Here is a 15153-nt window from a genome sequence, read left to right on the forward strand (position 1 = left end):
ATGCCTGCCACGACACTAGTGCGCCGGTTCGGGCAGGTGGACATTGCTGGACAATGGGGGCGTGACCGACACGCTCGACAGTGCCCGCAGCCTCGTCCCGGTGAGCCGGGGCGACCTGGTGATCTTCGACCTGGACGGAACGCTGACCGACTCTGCCGAGGGCATCGTCGCCAGCTTCCGCCATGCGCTGGAGGCCGTGGACGCGCCGGTGCCCGAGGGCGATCTGGTCAGCCGCATCGTGGGGCCGCCGATGCCGACCACGCTGCGCCAGCTCGGCCTGGGCGAGCGCGCCGACGAGGCGATCGCGGCTTACCGCGCCGACTACACCACCCGCGGCTGGTTGATGAACCGCCCGTTCGACGGGATCGCCGATCTGCTGGCCGATCTGCAGGCCGCCGGGGTACGGATGGCGGTGGCCACATCGAAAGCCGAGCCCACCGCGCAACGCATCCTGGCCCACTTCGACCTGGACGGCTGCTTCGAGGTGATCGCCGGCGCCAGCCCCGACGGGACCCGCGCCCGTAAGGCCGACGTGGTCGCGCGCGCGTTGGCTGCGCTGGCCCCGGTGCCCGAGCGGGTGACGATGATCGGTGACCGCTCCCACGACGTCGAAGGCGCGGCCGAGCACGGCATCGGCACCGTCGTGGTGGGCTGGGGCTACGGCGCCGAGGATTTCCGCGACAGCTCCGGCGGCGCGCTGGCCCATGTCGCTACCGTCGCCGAGCTGCGCGAGGTGCTCGGTGTCTGAACTGCTGCACATCACATTCGTGTGTTCGGGCAACATCTGCCGCAGCCCGATCGCGGAGAAGATGTTCGCCCACCAGATCCGCGAGCGCGGTCTCGGCGAGCTGGTCCGGGTCACCAGCGCCGGCACCGGTCACTGGCACGAGGGTGAGCCGGCCGACCGTCGCGCCGGGCATGTGTTGCGTGAGCACGGCTACCCGACCGAGCACCGCGCGACGCAACTCACCGACGAACACCTGTCGGCCGACCTGGTGATCGCCCTGGGCCGCAACCACCTGCGGTTCCTGTCCGAGGCCGGTGTCCCGACCGAGCGGTTGCGGATGCTGCGGTCCTTCGATTCTCGGTCCGGCGCCCACGCCCTGGACGTCGAAGACCCCTACTACGGCACGCAGGACGACTTCGACGAGGTGTTCACCGTGATCGAGGCGGCGCTGCCCGGACTGCACGACTGGGTCGACGAGCAGTTGGCCCATCGGAAGGTCAGCTGAGATCATGCGGCGCTTCGCGTTCCTGCTGCGGCCCCAGTGGCTGGCGCTCTACGTCGTGGTCCTGGCGTTCGCGTACCTGTGTTTCACGGTGCTCGCGCCGTGGCAGCTGGGCAAGAACACCAAGACCTCACGGGAGAACGCGCAGATCGCCCGCTCTCTGGAGGCAGCTCCCGTCGCGTTGACGACGGTTCTGCCGCACCAGGATTCGGCTGCCCCCGACGAGCAGTGGCAGCAGGTCAACGCGACCGGACGCTACCTTCCCGACAAGCAGGTGCTGGCGCGGCTGCGAACCATCGAGGGGGAACCGGCGTTCGAAGTCCTCGTACCGTTCGCCGTCGACGACGGGCCCACGGTGCTGGTCAACCGTGGATTCGTCCGCCCGGTGGGGGGCTCCCAGGTCCCTGAGATACCACAGGCTCCGGACGAGACCGTGACCATCACGGCGCGGTTACGCGACACCGAGGCTCTGGCCCAGGGCAAGACGCCGTTCGAAGCCGACGGCCACCTGCAGGTGTACTCCATCAATACCGCGCAGATCTCGGCACTGACCGGTGTGCCGCTGACATCGACGTACCTTCAGCTGACCGACAACCAGCCCGGTGGGCTGGGGGCGATCCCGCTGCCGCATCTCGATGCGGGTCCGTTCCTGTCCTACGGGATCCAGTGGATCGCGTTCGGCATCCTGGCCCCGGTCGGCGTCGGTTATTTCGTGTACTCCGAGATCAAGGTCCGCCGCCGCGAGAAGGCACTCGCCCGCGCGTCCGATGACACGAGCGAACTCACCTCCGACGAGAAGCTGGCCGACCGCTACGGGCGGCGGCACTGACCGCTACGGCATGCGCGGCCTGCGGTCAGCGGATGCTGCCGTCCTGCGCGTCGACGCGGACCTCGACCTCGGAGCCGTCGGCACGCACCAGGTCGATCTTCCAGATCACCTGAGCGCCGTCGGTGTCGATCTCCATCTCGTCGAGCATCGTGTCGGGTTCCCGGTCGGCCGCGGTCTGCAGCGCACGCGCGGCGTCCACGCCGATCGACTCGGCTCTGCGGGCGTCGTCGTCGGGACCGTCCTGACGCGCCGACGAGATCACTCGGGTTCCTTCGGCGTCGACAACGACGTCGAACTCCTCGCCGTTGGACGCGACTTCGATCTCGAACACCCGTTGACCGTCACGCGTTTCGACCTGGACGTCGTAGGGCCGGCCGTTCGGGACAGCTCCGGTGGCGGTGCGCAGGGCCTCCCGCGCGGCCGGTACCGGCAGACCCGGACCGGCGGGGGTCGGCGGGAGAAGCGAGGCCGACGTCGGGGTCGGGCCCGGTGGCGGCGGGCTCGCTGCCGCGCCGGTCGTGTCGGTGACCGTCTCGGTCACCGTCTGAGGTGGCGTCTCACCGCCGTTCCCGCACGCACTCAGCGCACCCGCGAGCGCAACCGCAGCGATACCGGCCGAAAGATCGTGACGCAGCGCCATGGATCGGGGCTACCCCGCCGGATGCCCGGCCAACCGGATCGGGACCAACGCCCCTACCAGCCCGCCTGCCGTCGGCGTTGCCTGGAAGGGTGGCTACCGACAATCTGACCGCGCCGCACGTGCAGCGCCGTCGCAACGGTCCGCGCGGGCCGGTGTTCATGTGGGGCAACGTCGTCGTGCTTGTCTGGCTGACGGTTGCCATCGGATTGCTGGCCGCGCACGCTGCACTCGGCGTCCCCGCCTGGGTCGCGCTCCACGCACTGATGTTGGGTGCGGTGACCAACGCCATCGTCCTGTGGTCGGAGCACTTCGCCGAAGCGTTCTGCCGCATGCCCAGTCCGCCGCCACGGCGTCTCGCCCTCGGCCTGACTGCGTTGAACTCCTTCGTTGTTGCCGTGCTGGTCGGGGTGAGCACCGACATTGCCGCGCTGGTCGGCCTCGGCAGCACCGGCATCACGGTGATCGCCACTGTGCACGCCCTACATCTGCGCCGCGCGACGAGAGGTTCGGCGCCGGAAGCGTTCGACTACCTGCCGGGCTTCTACTGCGCGGCCAGTGTGATGCTCGCATTCGGCGCGGTCACCGGCGCGCTGCTGGCCCTCGGGTCGGCCGACTGGTACGCGCGGCTGTGGTCGGCCCACGTGCACCTCGCCCTGCTCGGCTGGGTGGGGCTGTCCGTCCTGGGAACCATGTTCACGCTGTGGCCGGTCACATTGCACGCGCGCATCCGCCCGCAGACCGCAGCCGCGGCCCGGCGCGCGTTGCCCGCGGTCTGCGCAGGCCTGGTCGTCGCGGTCGTCGGGATGCTGCTCCCCTCAGTTTGGCTCACCACCGCGGGGCTACTGAGTTATGCGGCAGGTATCGGTATTGCTGTCGCCCCGTTGGTCGGCAACGCCGTCCAGCGCAGACCCGAAGGACCGGCGGCGTGGATGCTGGGGTCGGCCATGGTGTGGCTGAGCATCGCGGTGCTGTCCGAGGCGGTGCGTCTGGTGGCCGCGGGCTCGCTGGCCGCGCTGCCGGCCATCGCCACCGGCGTGCTGCCGGTGTTGGCGGTGGGTTTCACGCTGCAGGTGCTGCTCGGCGCACTGACCCAGTTACTCCCGGCGGTGCTCGGCCGTGGTCCGGCCGAGCACAAGCGCATCGCTGAAACACTCTGGAGCGGCTGGCAATTGCGTGTACTGCTGCTCAACATCGCCGTGCCCCTGGTGGCCGGTCCGTGGCCCGCTCCCCTGCCGCTGATCGGATGGACGCTGGCCGCGGTGAGCCTGGCGACGTTCCTCGTGCAGGCGCTGCGCATCGCGGTCCCGGTGGCGCGGCGCGGATCCCTCGGTGAGGACCACCGCCACGTTGCCGGCACCACCACCGGCGTCGTCGCCGGACTCGCCGTCGTGGCGCTGGCGGTCGCGCTGGCGGGTACGGGCCAGACCAGCCGGCCCGTGGCGAGCACCGCCGAGCAGGTCCGCACCGTCGACGTGACACTGCAGGATATGCGGATCCGGCCCGACATCCTCGACGTCGCCCCCGGCACGCACGTGGTGCTGCGCGTGACCAACACCGACGCCATGCCCCATGATCTGCGGGTCGACACCGGTGCGCGCACTCCATTGCTGCGGCAGGGCCAGACCGCGCTGCTCGATCTCGGGGTGGTCGACGCCGATGTGCAGGGCTGGTGCACCGTGGCCGGGCATCGCGCCGCCGGGATGACGATGTCCATCCGGACCGCCGCCGGCGCCCCTGGCGAGCATGCTGTCCACCTCGGTGACGAGGCCGCCGCCCCGGAAGCTCTGGACCTGACCGCGGAACCCGGCCGCGGTTGGACACCCCACGACGCGCGCCTCGCGCCGGCCGCCGGCCCGCTGCACAGGGTCGAGTTGACGGTCACCGAGCGCGACATGGAAGTCGCGCCCGGTCGCATCGAAAGACGTTGGACCTTCGGCAATTCCGTGCCGGGACCCACGTTGCGCGGCAAGGTCGGCGACCGGTTCGAGGTGACGCTGATCAACGACGGCACGATGGGCCACAGCATCGACTTCCACGCCGGCATGCTGGCCCCCGACGTGCCGATGCGGACCATCACCCCCGGAGAGCGACTGACCTACCGGTTCACCGCACACCATGCCGGGGCGTGGCTGTACCACTGCGCCACCATGCCGATGTCGCTGCACATCGCCAACGGCATGTACGGCGCGGTGATCATCGACCCGCCGGATCTGGCACCGGTCGACCACGAGTACGCGCTGGTGAGTTCGCAGTTGTATCTCGGTGAGCCGGGAAGTCAGATCCAGACCGACAAGCTGCGCTCCGGCGATCCCGACGGCTGGGCGTTCAACGGCATGGCCGCGCAGTACGACCATGCACCGCTGACCGCGCGCGTCGGTGACCGGGTGCGCATCTGGGTGGTCAACGCCGGACCCGGGGACAGCACGGCTTTCCACGTCGTGGGTGGACAGTTCGACACCGTCTACGCCGAGGGGGCGTGGTTGCTTCGGCCGTCACCGGAAAGTGTTGGTGGGGCGCAGGTTCTGAATCTGGCGCCGGCTCAGGGTGGGTTCGTGGAGCTGACGTTCCCCGAGGCCGGCAATTATCCGTTCGTCGATCACGACATGCGTCACGGCGAGAACGGCGCCCACGGCGTCGTCGCGGTCACGGAGTGAGCTGGCGATGTTCGACATCTGGACCGTCGTGCGCTTCGTCCATGTGGTGGGTGCGATCGTGTGGGTCGGCGGGCAGCTGACCGTCACGTTGATCGTCCTGCCGCAGGTGCGCGAACGTCTCGGTGTCGCTGACCGCGCCGCCGTGATGCGGGCAGTGGGCAAGCAGTTTGCCCGGATCACGATGATGCTGTTCCTGCCGGTGCAGATCGCGACGGGCGTGCTGCTGGCCTGGCATTACGGCGTCACCTGGGCGTCGCTGGCGCAGCCCGGCTACGGACGCATCCTGGTGCTCAAGCTGGTCCTGTTCACCGGGGTGATGGTCGCCGCGACCCTGCACGGCATCGCCCAGTCCCGAGGACGCACGGAAGGGGCTCGGGCCGCCTCGATCGCGTCGCTGGTCGGCTCGCTCGGCGTGGTCCTGCTGGCCACCTGGCTGGCCGAGGGTTGAGCCTCGATGTCAGCGCGGCGCGTTCAGCGCCGGCGCCATGATCTCCTCGATGGACCCCGACAGGTACTGGGCGTACTGCGACGTGACGTGGTACCTGCCGGAGTAGACGAGTTGGTCGGCGATCACCGCCGGGCAGACCTCGGTGCAGAACCATGGGTCGACATTGATGAACGTCTGTCCCGTGAGTTCTGCGGCATCCGTCCACCCCGCTGTGGTCGCTACAGCGTCGGCGGCCGGCACGGCACAGCGGGTGAGGTCGGTGGGGTTGTTGGCCACACACTCCGACGGGCTTTCCGACGGCCGCGGAATGTTGCCGAGCATGAACGTCTTCGTGCCTGCGGGGAGTTCTCGCATGGTCTTCACCAAGCCGTCGCGCCAGATCTCCGGAGTTGTTTCGGTTCCGGGGCCCTGGTTGCCGCCGTCGTACCAGCCCGCCATCACCACGATCTCGGCCTTTTCCTGACCGATGACCTCCATCCGCCAGTCCTGCCAGTCGTCGCATTCGGTGTAGGCGCGTTCGAGCTGCCACTGGTAGTAGGTCAATGATGCGGGGCCGCAGTTGCTTTTCGTCAGCGCGATCACCCGCCATCCGGTGCGTTTGCCGATCAGATCGAAGGCCTTGTGCCACATCGAGGCGGCAGAGTCACCGATCATGACCATGGTCCGCTCGCCGGCGGTGTCACCGAGGGTGCACGGCCCGATGTCGTCGAGCCGACTCTGTTCCAGCGCCGGCTCGCAACCCTCGATCGACCATTGATCGGAGTAGTCGCCACTGGCGGCCAGCAGCTCGTCATTGGTGATGTTCGGGGGAAGGTCACGCAGCCCGGCGGCGACCTGAACCGCATTCAACACCTCGGCTTGTGCCACCGCGGCGGGAACGGGCGCGGATTCCAGAGCGATCTCCGGAGCCGACCGCTCGACGGCCGCCTGACACCCGGCTGTCACCATTGCAGCGCACATCGCTACGCCCGCAATGGTTTTGGCGGCAAAACGCTTCGCCATTCCACGATCCTTCCCGAAGACACTCACAACAACTGCTGAACAAGGGGAACCGGCAGGGCCCACCGGTAACGCTCGAAGGCCGCGACGGCGAAGATGACCGCGATGCTCAACGGAACGATGGCCAGGCTCAACCACGGGCGCGACGCAAGGACGCTCGACCGACGGATCGGGTTCTCGAATCCGTGGTACATGGCGGCCGCACCCACGAAGGTCGCACCGATGAGGAGCACCTGTACCACCCAGGAGAATTCGTCGCCGAGGCGGACTGCGGCGATGGCGAAGAGCGGCCAGTGCACAAGGTAGAGCGAGTAGGAGATGTCGCCGATGTAGACGACCGGGCGGCAGCCCAGCACGGTGGCCGCAACCGTCCGCTGCGCACACATCCCGGCCACGAGAAGTGCCGCGGCGCCGAGCACCGGGACCGCGGCGACCGAACCCGGGAAACGGCTGGTGTCATCGAGGAAGACGACCGACCAGAGGATCGCCGCGAGACCGGAACAACCCAGAACGGTGGCCGTCACCGGGTTCGCCGCAATCCTGGTGGCCAACCACGGTTGGGCCACCGCGATCAGACAGCCGATCGCCAGCTCCCACGCGCGGGTCAGCGGCGAGAAGAATGCCGCGGCGCCGTTGACCGACGTCAACACGACCGAATACGCGTAGCCGGCCACGATGATCGCGGCCAGCAGCCCGCACAGCATCTGCTGCAGCGTGATCCGGCGCGCGCGGGCCGCGATGGCGATCGCGAGGATCATCAGCAGCGGCCACACCAGGTAGAACTGCTCCTCCACCGCCAGCGACCAATAGTGCTGCAGCGGAGATGGATCGCCACCGAGCCGGGCGTAGTCGGTGCCGGTCTCGATGAAGCGGAAATTCGCCAAGAACAACGAGGCGGCGGTCGCATCGGGCAGTACCCGGGCTCCCCGCAGGAAACTGGTGAGCTCGAAGGTCGCGATCACCGTCAGGGCGATCACCAGCGTCGCGGCGGGGACGATCCTGCGGGCACGCTTGGCGTAGAAGTCGAGAAACCATGCGCCCCGGGACTGCCCCGACGCCTGCAGCAGCATCCGGGTGATCACGTAGCCGGAGATCACGAGGAAGACGTCCACGCCGACGAAGCCGCCGGAAAAGCCCGGCATGCCGACGTGATCGAGGATGACCACCAGCACCGCCACCGCACGCAGGCCTTGGATGTCGGCGCGGCGGGAGGGGTGCGAGGAGGTGCGCTGATCGCCGCGGGCGGCACCGACTGCAACCGCCACCCATCCCGCCTTTGCTCTACCCCGGGAGCTACGGGTGTAACTCCAGGGCGGGAGCCTAACAGAGGGTAGGCTAACCTCTGCTGCTACCCGGCGGAGTCGGCTGACTATGCGGTCGGCGGAGCCGCTCCGCGTCCATCGCGCGACCGGGCCGCGTCTCGCGAAACCCGCTTCCGCTCTTTGGCGATCCATGCCAGCCCGAACACGATTCCCACCGCAGCGAGTACCGCGGCGACCATCCCGAGAGTGGTGCGTCCGGTACCGAAACTCGCGATGGAGATCATGACGGCGAAGACGCCGATGCCGATCGCGATCAGCCCGGGTCTGCCGGCAGAGTTCTTCACTGCCTCGCCGGCGCGCGGCAGATGGGTGCGGTGGTGGTCGACGGGGTCTTCAGCGGGGTCGGCCATGAGAGCTTGACTCCTTTCAGTCACCGTTCGATGGACGTCCCCTACCCATGCCCGACTTAAACATGTGAGCCGTCTTCGCACTGTTTGCATCAGGGCCGCGGATGCTGTGCAGACGGAATCGTCTGGCGCACAACGCGACCGGCGTGGCGCCCCGGGTCGTCTTGATGACCGAAGCTCAACCGGTGGGCGCGAGTTCGTCGCCGATCTCCGGGCAGGCGCGCTTGATCTCGCCGACTACCCTGACGCTGCCCTGGTACCCGCCCATGTAGTTCTTGTCCGGCCACCCATTGGGCGGGCTGCTGGGGTCGCCGCGACTGACCCGCTCCAATTCTTCCGCGAGCGCCGTCACCAAGTTTCGCAACTCCAGATCGTCGATGGTCTCGGCGTCATCGCGGATTCCGGCCGCCGCCTGGGCCGTGGCGTCGGACAGGGTCGCGGCGGCGACGTCACCGGGCATTCCGGCGTGGATGTCCGGTAGGACCGCTGCCCAGCGCCGCACCCCGTTCTCCGCGGCCAGACAGTCGCCGGTGGGTTCGTCGCTCTCGGTGACGTAGCCGATGACGACCCACAGCGCCATGATCGGCGTTACCACCGCCAGCATCGTCAGCCTGATCCTGGCGCTGGACCAGTCCCGCCACGACATGACCGCAGCCTACGACGCAGCTGCGACAAAGGGTTTCGCTGGTGGGCGCGGACGGTATCGAACCGCCGACCGCTGGTGTGTAAAACCAGAGCTCTACCACTGAGCTACGCGCCCGATCCCGGGCAGGCTACACGCCGCCGGGCTCTAACCGGAAATTCTGCCCACCTGCGCCCAACGCCGCTATCGCGGAGGCGAAGACCGCCGCGTCGCGCTCCTCCCCCGGCTCACGGCAGTCAGCGAAGCGCACCACGCCTGACCGGTCGACGGCGAACGTGCCCCGGTTGGCGAAGCCCGAGACGTCGTTGAACACGCCGTAGGCCTGGCTCACCGCGCCGTGCGGCCAGAAGTCCGACAGCACCGGGAAGGTGAACTTGCGTTCGGTCGCCCACACCTTGTGCGTCGGCGACGGCCCCACCGAGATGGCCAGCGTGGCCAGATCGTCGGTGACGAAGTCCGACACGTGGTCGCGGATGTAGTCGAGTTCGCGTTGGCAGGTACCGGTGAACGCAAGCGGAAAGAACACCAGCAGAACGTCTTTCGCGCCTCGGAAGGCGCTCAGGGTCACCTGCTGGTTGTTCTGGTCCTTGAGGGTGAAGTCCGGCGCGCTGTCGCCGACAGCGAGCACGTCAGGCCCGCCGGCCGGCGGCCTTGGATTTGGGCTGCACCAGCCGGCTCGCGATCCAGTCCCCCAGGTTCGCCGATGACGTCTGCATCAACCCGGCCGTGGGCGCCGACTCGGCGATCTCAGCGGGTTGCACGTGGCCTGGTTTGCCGGTCTTGGGAGTGACGACCCAGATGACACCGTCGTCGGCGAGCGGCGTGATGGCGTCCATCAACATGTCCACCAGATCCCCGTCGCCGTCGCGCCACCACAGCAGCACCACGTCGACGACCTCGTCGGCGTCCTCGTCGAGCAGCTCACCGCCGCACGCGTCCTCGATGTCGGCCCGGATGTCGTCGTCGGTGTCCTCGTCCCAGCCCAACTCCTGGACAACCTGATCGTTTTGGATGCCCAGCATTCGGGCGTAGTTCGGGGGGTCACCCGCCGACACCACGGTCGTTCCTCCTTCAGTCATCACCGAGCACACCGTGCGCTCGGCCACACACGCGCTCTATCGTCGCACGCCATCGCTCATCAGCAAGCGCAGTTCACCGGTATGCCGCGTCGCAGCGATCCAGGGCCAGCGTCTTGGAGTCGTTCACGCGGGTGATCGCAGTGTTGATCTCGCCGATCGGATAATTCCCGGCAATCGCGGTGGCCACCCCGCGCGCCGAGTCGATCCAGCTGGTGAGCGCGTCGCGCAGCTCTGCCGGAAGTTGCTCGGTCATGCTCGCGGATACCCGGTCGGCGCTGTTGTTCAACGCGTCGATCGCCGGACCCATCGTCGGTGCCGCCGCAGCCGGATCCTCATTCAGCGCCGCGACGAACGTGTTGACCGCCCCGACGGCCTCGGCGCTGCTGGCGCTCATCTCCTCGCAGGACCGTTGGATCGCCTCGGTGATCAGCGCGGCCTGCCGCTCGGCTTCGCGGGCACGCGAGCTGGCCAGCGAAGCCGAGCTCGACGCCGACACCGAGGACCGGTACTGGGTGACCTCGGCATTCGGGGCCGCAGCGCCTCCTTCGGTGAGGTGCGTGCAGCCGACCACGACCATCGCCACCGCCGCCAGATTTCCGGTGACAAAGGCGGCAAGCCGAACCCGGGGGCAGCTCAGCCAACCGATCAGCACGTTGGCAGACGTTACCTTTTCGCCCGGCGTTTGACCCGCGTGTTCGGCACCCGACAACCACCTTCGCCGCACCACCCCACCCGGCGGAGCGGATGCGGCAGGATTGGACAAGGATAGGACGTACACGCACCCGGGAGCAGACCCACTCGACGGACGCGTGTACACCCACACCTCCCAACAAGGAGCGGAAGTTGACCACCGAGTTCGTGCGCCAGGACCTGGCCCAAAACTCCGGCAGCACAGGCGAACCCGATCGTGTTCGGGTGATCCGAGAAGGCGTCGCCTCGTATCTGCCCGACATCGATCCCGACGAAACCGGCGAGTGGCTCGAGTCTTTCGACGCCATGCTCGAGCGGTCCGGCCCGGCCCGCGCCCGCTACCTGATGCTGCGGCTGTTGGAACGCTCCAGGGAGAAGCGCATCGCGATTCCCGCGCTGACCTCGACCGATTACGTCAACACCATCCCGACCGAACTCGAACCGTGGTTCCCGGGCGACGAGGAGGTCGAGCGCCGCTACCGGGCCTGGATCCGGTGGAACGCCGCGATCATGGTGCATCGCGCGCAACGGCCCGGCGTCGGCGTCGGCGGCCATATCTCGACTTACGCGTCCTCGGCTGCGCTCTACGAGGTGGGCTTCAACCACTTCTTCCGCGGCAAGAGCCATCCCAGCGGTGGGGACCAGATCTTCATCCAGGGCCACGCCTCGCCGGGCATCTACGCGCGCGCCTATCTGGAAGGCCGGCTGACCGCCGAGCAACTCGACGGCTTCCGCCAGGAACACAGCCACCCGGGCGGCGGTATCCCGTCGTACCCGCATCCGCGGCTGATGCCGAACTTCTGGGAGTTCCCCACCGTGTCGATGGGGTTGGGCCCGGCCAACGCGATCTACCAAGCGCGGTTCAACCAGTACCTGCATGCGCGCGGGTTCAAGGACACCTCCGGTCAACACGTCTGGGCGTTTCTCGGCGACGGCGAGATGGACGAGCCGGAGAGCCGCGGGCTGGCGCACGTCGCCGCGCTGGAGGGTCTGGACAACCTGACGTTCGTCGTGAACTGCAACCTGCAGCGTCTCGACGGTCCGGTGCGCGGCAACGGCAAGATCATCCAGGAGTTGGAGTCGTTCTTCCGCGGTGCCGGCTGGAACGTGATCAAGGTGGTCTGGGGCCGCGAGTGGGATGCGCTGCTGCACGCCGACCGGGACGGCGCGCTGGTCAACCTGATGAACACCACCCCGGACGGCGACTACCAGACCTACAAGGCCAACGACGGTGGCTACGTGCGCGACCACTTCTTCGCGCGCGACCCGCGCACCAAGGCGCTCGTGGAGAACATGAGCGACAAGGAGATCTGGAACCTCAAGCGCGGCGGTCACGACTACCGCAAGGTCTACGCGGCCTATCACGCGGCGCTGGAACACAAGGGTCAGCCCACCGTCATCCTGGCCAAGACCATCAAGGGTTACACGCTGGGCAAGCACTTCGAGGGCCGCAACGCCACTCACCAGATGAAAAAGCTTGCGCTGCAAGACCTCAAGGACTTCCGCGATGTGCAGCGCATCCCGGTCAGTGACCAGCAGCTCGAGGACAACCCGTACCTGCCGCCGTACTACCACCCCGGCCCGGAAGCGCCCGAGATCCGTTACATGCTCGACCGTCGGCGGGCGCTGGGCGGGTTCGTCCCAGAGCGCCGAACCAAGTCCAAGGCGTTGCCGCTGCCCGGTCGGGACACCTACAAGGCGCTGAAGAAGGGTTCGGGCAAGCAGGAGGTCGCCACCACCATGGCGACCGTGCGTACGTTCAAGGAACTGTTGCGGGACAAGAACATCGGCCCGCGCATCGTGCCGATCATCCCGGACGAGGCCCGCACGTTCGGGATGGACTCGTGGTTCCCGAACCTCAAGATCTACAACCGCAACGGCCAGCTCTACACCTCGGTCGACGCGGAGCTGATGTTGGCCTACCGGGAAAGCGAAGTCGGCCAGATCCTGCACGAGGGCATCAACGAAGCGGGTTCGACGGCCAGCTTCACCGCCGTGGGCACGTCGTACGCGACGCACAACGAGCCGATGATCCCGATCTACATCTTCTACTCGATGTTCGGGTTCCAGCGCACCGGTGACGCGTTATGGGCCGCCGCCGATCAGATGGCTCGCGGGTTCGTTCTGGGCGCGACGGCCGGGCGCACCACGCTGGTCGGTGAAGGTCTGCAGCACGCCGACGGGCATTCGCTGCTGCTGGCCGCGTCGAATCCGGCGGTGGTCGCCTACGACCCGGCCTTCGCCTACGAGATCGCCTACATCATCGAGAGCGGTCTGGAGCGGATGTACGGCGAGAACCCGGAGAACGTCTACTTCTATCTGACGATCTACAACGAGCCGTATGTGCAGCCGGCCGAGCCCGACGGTCTCGACGTCGAGGGCCTGCTGCGGGGCATCTACCGGTATCAGCGCGCGTCGGAGAAGCGCAGCAACGTCGCGCAGATCCTGGCGTCGGGGGTCGCGATGCCCTCGGCGCTGAAGGCGGCCGAATTGCTGGCCGAGGAGTGGGACGTCGCCGCCGATGTGTGGTCGGTGACCAGCTGGAACGAGCTGAATCGCGACGGTGTGCACATCGAGCAGGAGACGCTGCGTCATCCGGACAAGGACGCCGGCACGCCGTACATCACCAAGGCGCTGGCCGAAGCGGCCGGGCCGGTGGTCGCCGTGTCGGACTGGATGCGCGCTGTTCCCGAGCAGATCCGGCCGTGGGTGCCCGGCACCTACATAACGCTGGGCACCGACGGGTTCGGTTTCTCCGATACGCGGCCCGCGGCGCGGCGGTTCTTCAACACCGACGCCGAGTCGGTGGTCGTCGGCGTGCTGCAGGGCCTGGCCCGCGACGGGAACATCGACGCCTCGGTGGCGGTCGAGGCGGCCAAGAAGTACGAGATCGACGACGTGTTGGCGGCGCCGGAACAGACGTCGGATCCCGGAGTCGCCTGACCTTGGAGGGTTCCGCCAGAATTGAGGCGTAGCTTTTAGGGATGGCCGACAACCGGTTCATCCCGCCTCGTTCCACGGTCGAGATCCTGGAGAGCGTCCCGGAGTCGGCGCTGCGCCGGCTCAAGCAGTACTCGGGCCGGTTGGCCACCGAAGCCGTGCAGGCCATGGGTGAGCGGCTGCCGTTTTTCGCCGAGCTCGAGGCGTCCCAGCGCGCCAGCGTCCAGCTGGTGGTCCAGACCGCGGTGGTCAACTTCGTCGAGTGGATGCGGCATCCCGACAGCAATGTCAGTTACACCGCGCAGGCCTTCGAGGTGGTTCCGCAGGACCTGCGTCGCCGCATCGCGCTGCGCCAGTCGGTGGAGATGGTGCGCGTGACCATGGAGTTCTTCGAGGAAGTGGTGCCCCTGCTGGCCCGCAGCGAGGAACAGCTGACCGCGCTGACCGCCGGGATCCTGCGCTACAGCCGCGATCTGGCCTTCGCAGCGGCCAGCGCGTACGCCGACCAGGCCGAGGCGCGCGGCGCGTGGGACACCCGGATGGAGGCCAATCTGGTCGACGCGGTGGTCCGCGGCGACGTCGGCCCGGAGATGCAGTCGCAGGCCGCGGCGCTGAACTGGGACGCGACAGCGCCGGCGACCGTCATCGTCGGGGTTCCGCATCCGGGCCGGGCCGAGTTCGCCGGGGACGAGGTCCACGATGTCGCCAACCGTCACCAGCGGGCGGCGCTGGCCGACGTGCACGGCACCTGGCTGGTGGCGATCGTCTCGGGCGGCCTGTCGCCCACCGACCGGTTCCTCGCCGATCTGATGAAGGTGTTCGGCGACGGCCCGGTGGTGGTCGGCCCGACGGCACCGTCGCTGGCGGCGGCCAACCGCAGCGCGACCGAGGCCATCGCGGGCATGAATGCGGTGGCCGGCTGGGCCGGCGCGCCGCGCCCCGTGTCGGCGCGCGAACTGCTGCCCGAACGCGCCTTGCTCGGCGACGTCACCGCGTCGGCGATCCTCGAGGCCGAGGTGATGCGGCCGCTGTCCGATGCCGGACCGGCCCTGATGGAGACGCTGGACGCCTATCTGGATTCCGGCGGCGCCATCGAAGCTTGCGCACGCAAATTGTTCGTCCATCCAAATACGGTGCGTTATCGCCTGCGTCGGATCGCCGATTTCACCGGCCGCGATCCGACCGTCCCCCGAGATGCTTACGTGTTGCGCGTGGCCTCCACGGTCGGCCGGTTGACCCGACAGGCGCACCAGGGCACGGCCAGTGAGGTTCGATCTGGGCAGCTCAGCGATGTTGTGCGGGTCACATCTACCGCCACCGGCCGCCGGTGAGT

The 15153-nt window shown here is 68.1% G+C and carries 15 protein-coding genes and 1 tRNA gene; 7 read left to right on the forward strand and 9 right to left on the reverse strand.

Going from position 1 to position 15153, the window contains the following annotated elements:
• Positions 1-61: 61 nt before the first annotated feature.
• From ACQI46_RS06345 to ACQI46_RS06355, 3 genes are read left to right on the forward strand one after another with little or no spacing between them, the layout of a single operon-like run.
• Positions 62-748, forward strand: a complete 687-nt coding sequence (locus ACQI46_RS06345) for an HAD hydrolase-like protein (protein ID WP_427093117.1) — start codon at positions 62-64, stop codon at positions 746-748.
• Positions 741-1232, forward strand: coding sequence for a low molecular weight protein-tyrosine-phosphatase (locus ACQI46_RS06350; RefSeq protein ID WP_427093118.1), 492 nt, complete (start codon positions 741-743; stop codon positions 1230-1232). The genes ACQI46_RS06345 and ACQI46_RS06350 overlap by 8 nt, the downstream gene beginning before the upstream one ends.
• Positions 1233-1236: 4 nt before the next feature.
• Positions 1237-2058, forward strand: a complete 822-nt coding sequence (locus tag ACQI46_RS06355) for an SURF1 family protein (RefSeq protein ID WP_427093119.1) — start codon at positions 1237-1239, stop codon at positions 2056-2058.
• A gap of 25 nt (positions 2059-2083) precedes the next feature.
• Here the strand turns inward: ACQI46_RS06355 and ACQI46_RS06360 are convergent, their stop codons facing one another.
• On the reverse strand, positions 2084-2698 hold the full coding sequence (locus ACQI46_RS06360; protein ID WP_427093120.1) for a PepSY domain-containing protein: 615 nt from the start codon (positions 2696-2698) through the stop codon (positions 2084-2086).
• An 89-nt stretch (positions 2699-2787) separates the two neighbouring features.
• Here ACQI46_RS06360 and ACQI46_RS06365 point away from each other — a divergent pair, with 89 nt between their 5' ends.
• On the forward strand, positions 2788-5352 hold the full coding sequence (locus tag ACQI46_RS06365) for a multicopper oxidase domain-containing protein (protein WP_427093121.1): 2565 nt from the start codon (positions 2788-2790) through the stop codon (positions 5350-5352).
• A gap of 7 nt (positions 5353-5359) precedes the next feature.
• Positions 5360-5800: a hypothetical protein gene (locus ACQI46_RS06370; protein WP_427093122.1), complete on the forward strand. Its 441-nt coding sequence runs from the start codon at positions 5360-5362 to the stop codon at positions 5798-5800.
• Between the two features lie 9 nt (positions 5801-5809).
• On the opposite strand, the gene ACQI46_RS06375 is transcribed toward ACQI46_RS06370, so the two are convergent.
• From ACQI46_RS06375 to ACQI46_RS06410, 8 genes are all read right to left on the reverse strand, one after another.
• Positions 5810-6748 carry an SGNH hydrolase domain-containing protein gene (locus ACQI46_RS06375; RefSeq protein WP_427093123.1) on the reverse strand — a complete coding sequence of 313 codons (939 nt, stop codon included), beginning with the start codon at positions 6746-6748 and terminating at the stop codon, positions 5810-5812.
• 77 nt (positions 6749-6825) lie between these two features.
• Positions 6826-8064: an acyltransferase family protein gene (locus tag ACQI46_RS06380; RefSeq protein WP_427093124.1), complete on the reverse strand. Its 1239-nt coding sequence runs from the start codon at positions 8062-8064 to the stop codon at positions 6826-6828.
• A gap of 104 nt (positions 8065-8168) precedes the next feature.
• Positions 8169-8471 carry a hypothetical protein gene (locus tag ACQI46_RS06385; RefSeq protein ID WP_427093125.1) on the reverse strand — a complete coding sequence of 101 codons (303 nt, stop codon included), beginning with the start codon at positions 8469-8471 and terminating at the stop codon, positions 8169-8171.
• 175 nt (positions 8472-8646) lie between these two features.
• Complete coding sequence (locus ACQI46_RS06390; protein WP_427093126.1) at positions 8647-9114, reverse strand: hypothetical protein; 468 nt, start codon at positions 9112-9114, stop codon at positions 8647-8649.
• Positions 9115-9153: 39 nt separating this feature from the next.
• A tRNA-Val gene (locus ACQI46_RS06395) sits at positions 9154-9228 on the reverse strand.
• Between the two features lie 13 nt (positions 9229-9241).
• Positions 9242-9739, reverse strand: coding sequence for a peroxiredoxin (locus ACQI46_RS06400; RefSeq protein ID WP_427093127.1), 498 nt, complete (start codon positions 9737-9739; stop codon positions 9242-9244).
• Between the two features lies 1 nt (position 9740).
• A complete protein-coding gene (locus ACQI46_RS06405) occupies positions 9741-10190 on the reverse strand; it encodes a DUF3052 domain-containing protein (RefSeq protein ID WP_427093128.1) in 450 nt (149 codons plus the stop codon).
• Between the two features lie 73 nt (positions 10191-10263).
• Positions 10264-10842, reverse strand: a complete 579-nt coding sequence (locus ACQI46_RS06410) for a hypothetical protein (protein WP_427093129.1) — start codon at positions 10840-10842, stop codon at positions 10264-10266.
• Between the two features lie 191 nt (positions 10843-11033).
• Here ACQI46_RS06410 and aceE point away from each other — a divergent pair, with 191 nt between their 5' ends.
• On the forward strand, positions 11034-13823 hold the full coding sequence (gene aceE / locus ACQI46_RS06415) for a pyruvate dehydrogenase (acetyl-transferring), homodimeric type (RefSeq protein WP_427093130.1): 2790 nt from the start codon (positions 11034-11036) through the stop codon (positions 13821-13823).
• A 41-nt stretch (positions 13824-13864) separates the two neighbouring features.
• A complete protein-coding gene (locus ACQI46_RS06420; protein WP_427093131.1) occupies positions 13865-15151 on the forward strand; it encodes a PucR family transcriptional regulator in 1287 nt (428 codons plus the stop codon).
• The last annotated feature ends 2 nt before the right edge of the window (positions 15152-15153 follow it).

This window comes from Mycobacterium sp. SMC-4 (assembly GCF_050205565.1).
Lineage (GTDB): Bacteria > Actinomycetota > Actinomycetes > Mycobacteriales > Mycobacteriaceae > Mycobacterium.

What these genes read in the sequence shown, in the direction of transcription:
- ACQI46_RS06420 (WP_427093131.1), top strand. Translation starts at nt 13,865, where the DNA reads ATGGCCGACAACCGGTTCATCCCGCCTCGTTCCACGGTCGAGATCCTG.
- ACQI46_RS06360 (WP_427093120.1), bottom strand. Translation starts at nt 2,698, where the DNA reads ATGGCGCTGCGTCACGATCTTTCGGCCGGTATCGCTGCGGTTGCGCTC.
- ACQI46_RS06390 (WP_427093126.1), bottom strand. Translation starts at nt 9,114, where the DNA reads ATGTCGTGGCGGGACTGGTCCAGCGCCAGGATCAGGCTGACGATGCTG.
- ACQI46_RS06375 (WP_427093123.1), bottom strand. Translation starts at nt 6,748, where the DNA reads ATGGTGACAGCCGGGTGTCAGGCGGCCGTCGAGCGGTCGGCTCCGGAG.
- ACQI46_RS06370 (WP_427093122.1), top strand. Translation starts at nt 5,360, where the DNA reads ATGTTCGACATCTGGACCGTCGTGCGCTTCGTCCATGTGGTGGGTGCG.
- ACQI46_RS06385 (WP_427093125.1), bottom strand. Translation starts at nt 8,471, where the DNA reads ATGGCCGACCCCGCTGAAGACCCCGTCGACCACCACCGCACCCATCTG.
- ACQI46_RS06355 (WP_427093119.1), top strand. Translation starts at nt 1,237, where the DNA reads ATGCGGCGCTTCGCGTTCCTGCTGCGGCCCCAGTGGCTGGCGCTCTAC.
- ACQI46_RS06405 (WP_427093128.1), bottom strand. Translation starts at nt 10,190, where the DNA reads ATGACTGAAGGAGGAACGACCGTGGTGTCGGCGGGTGACCCCCCGAAC.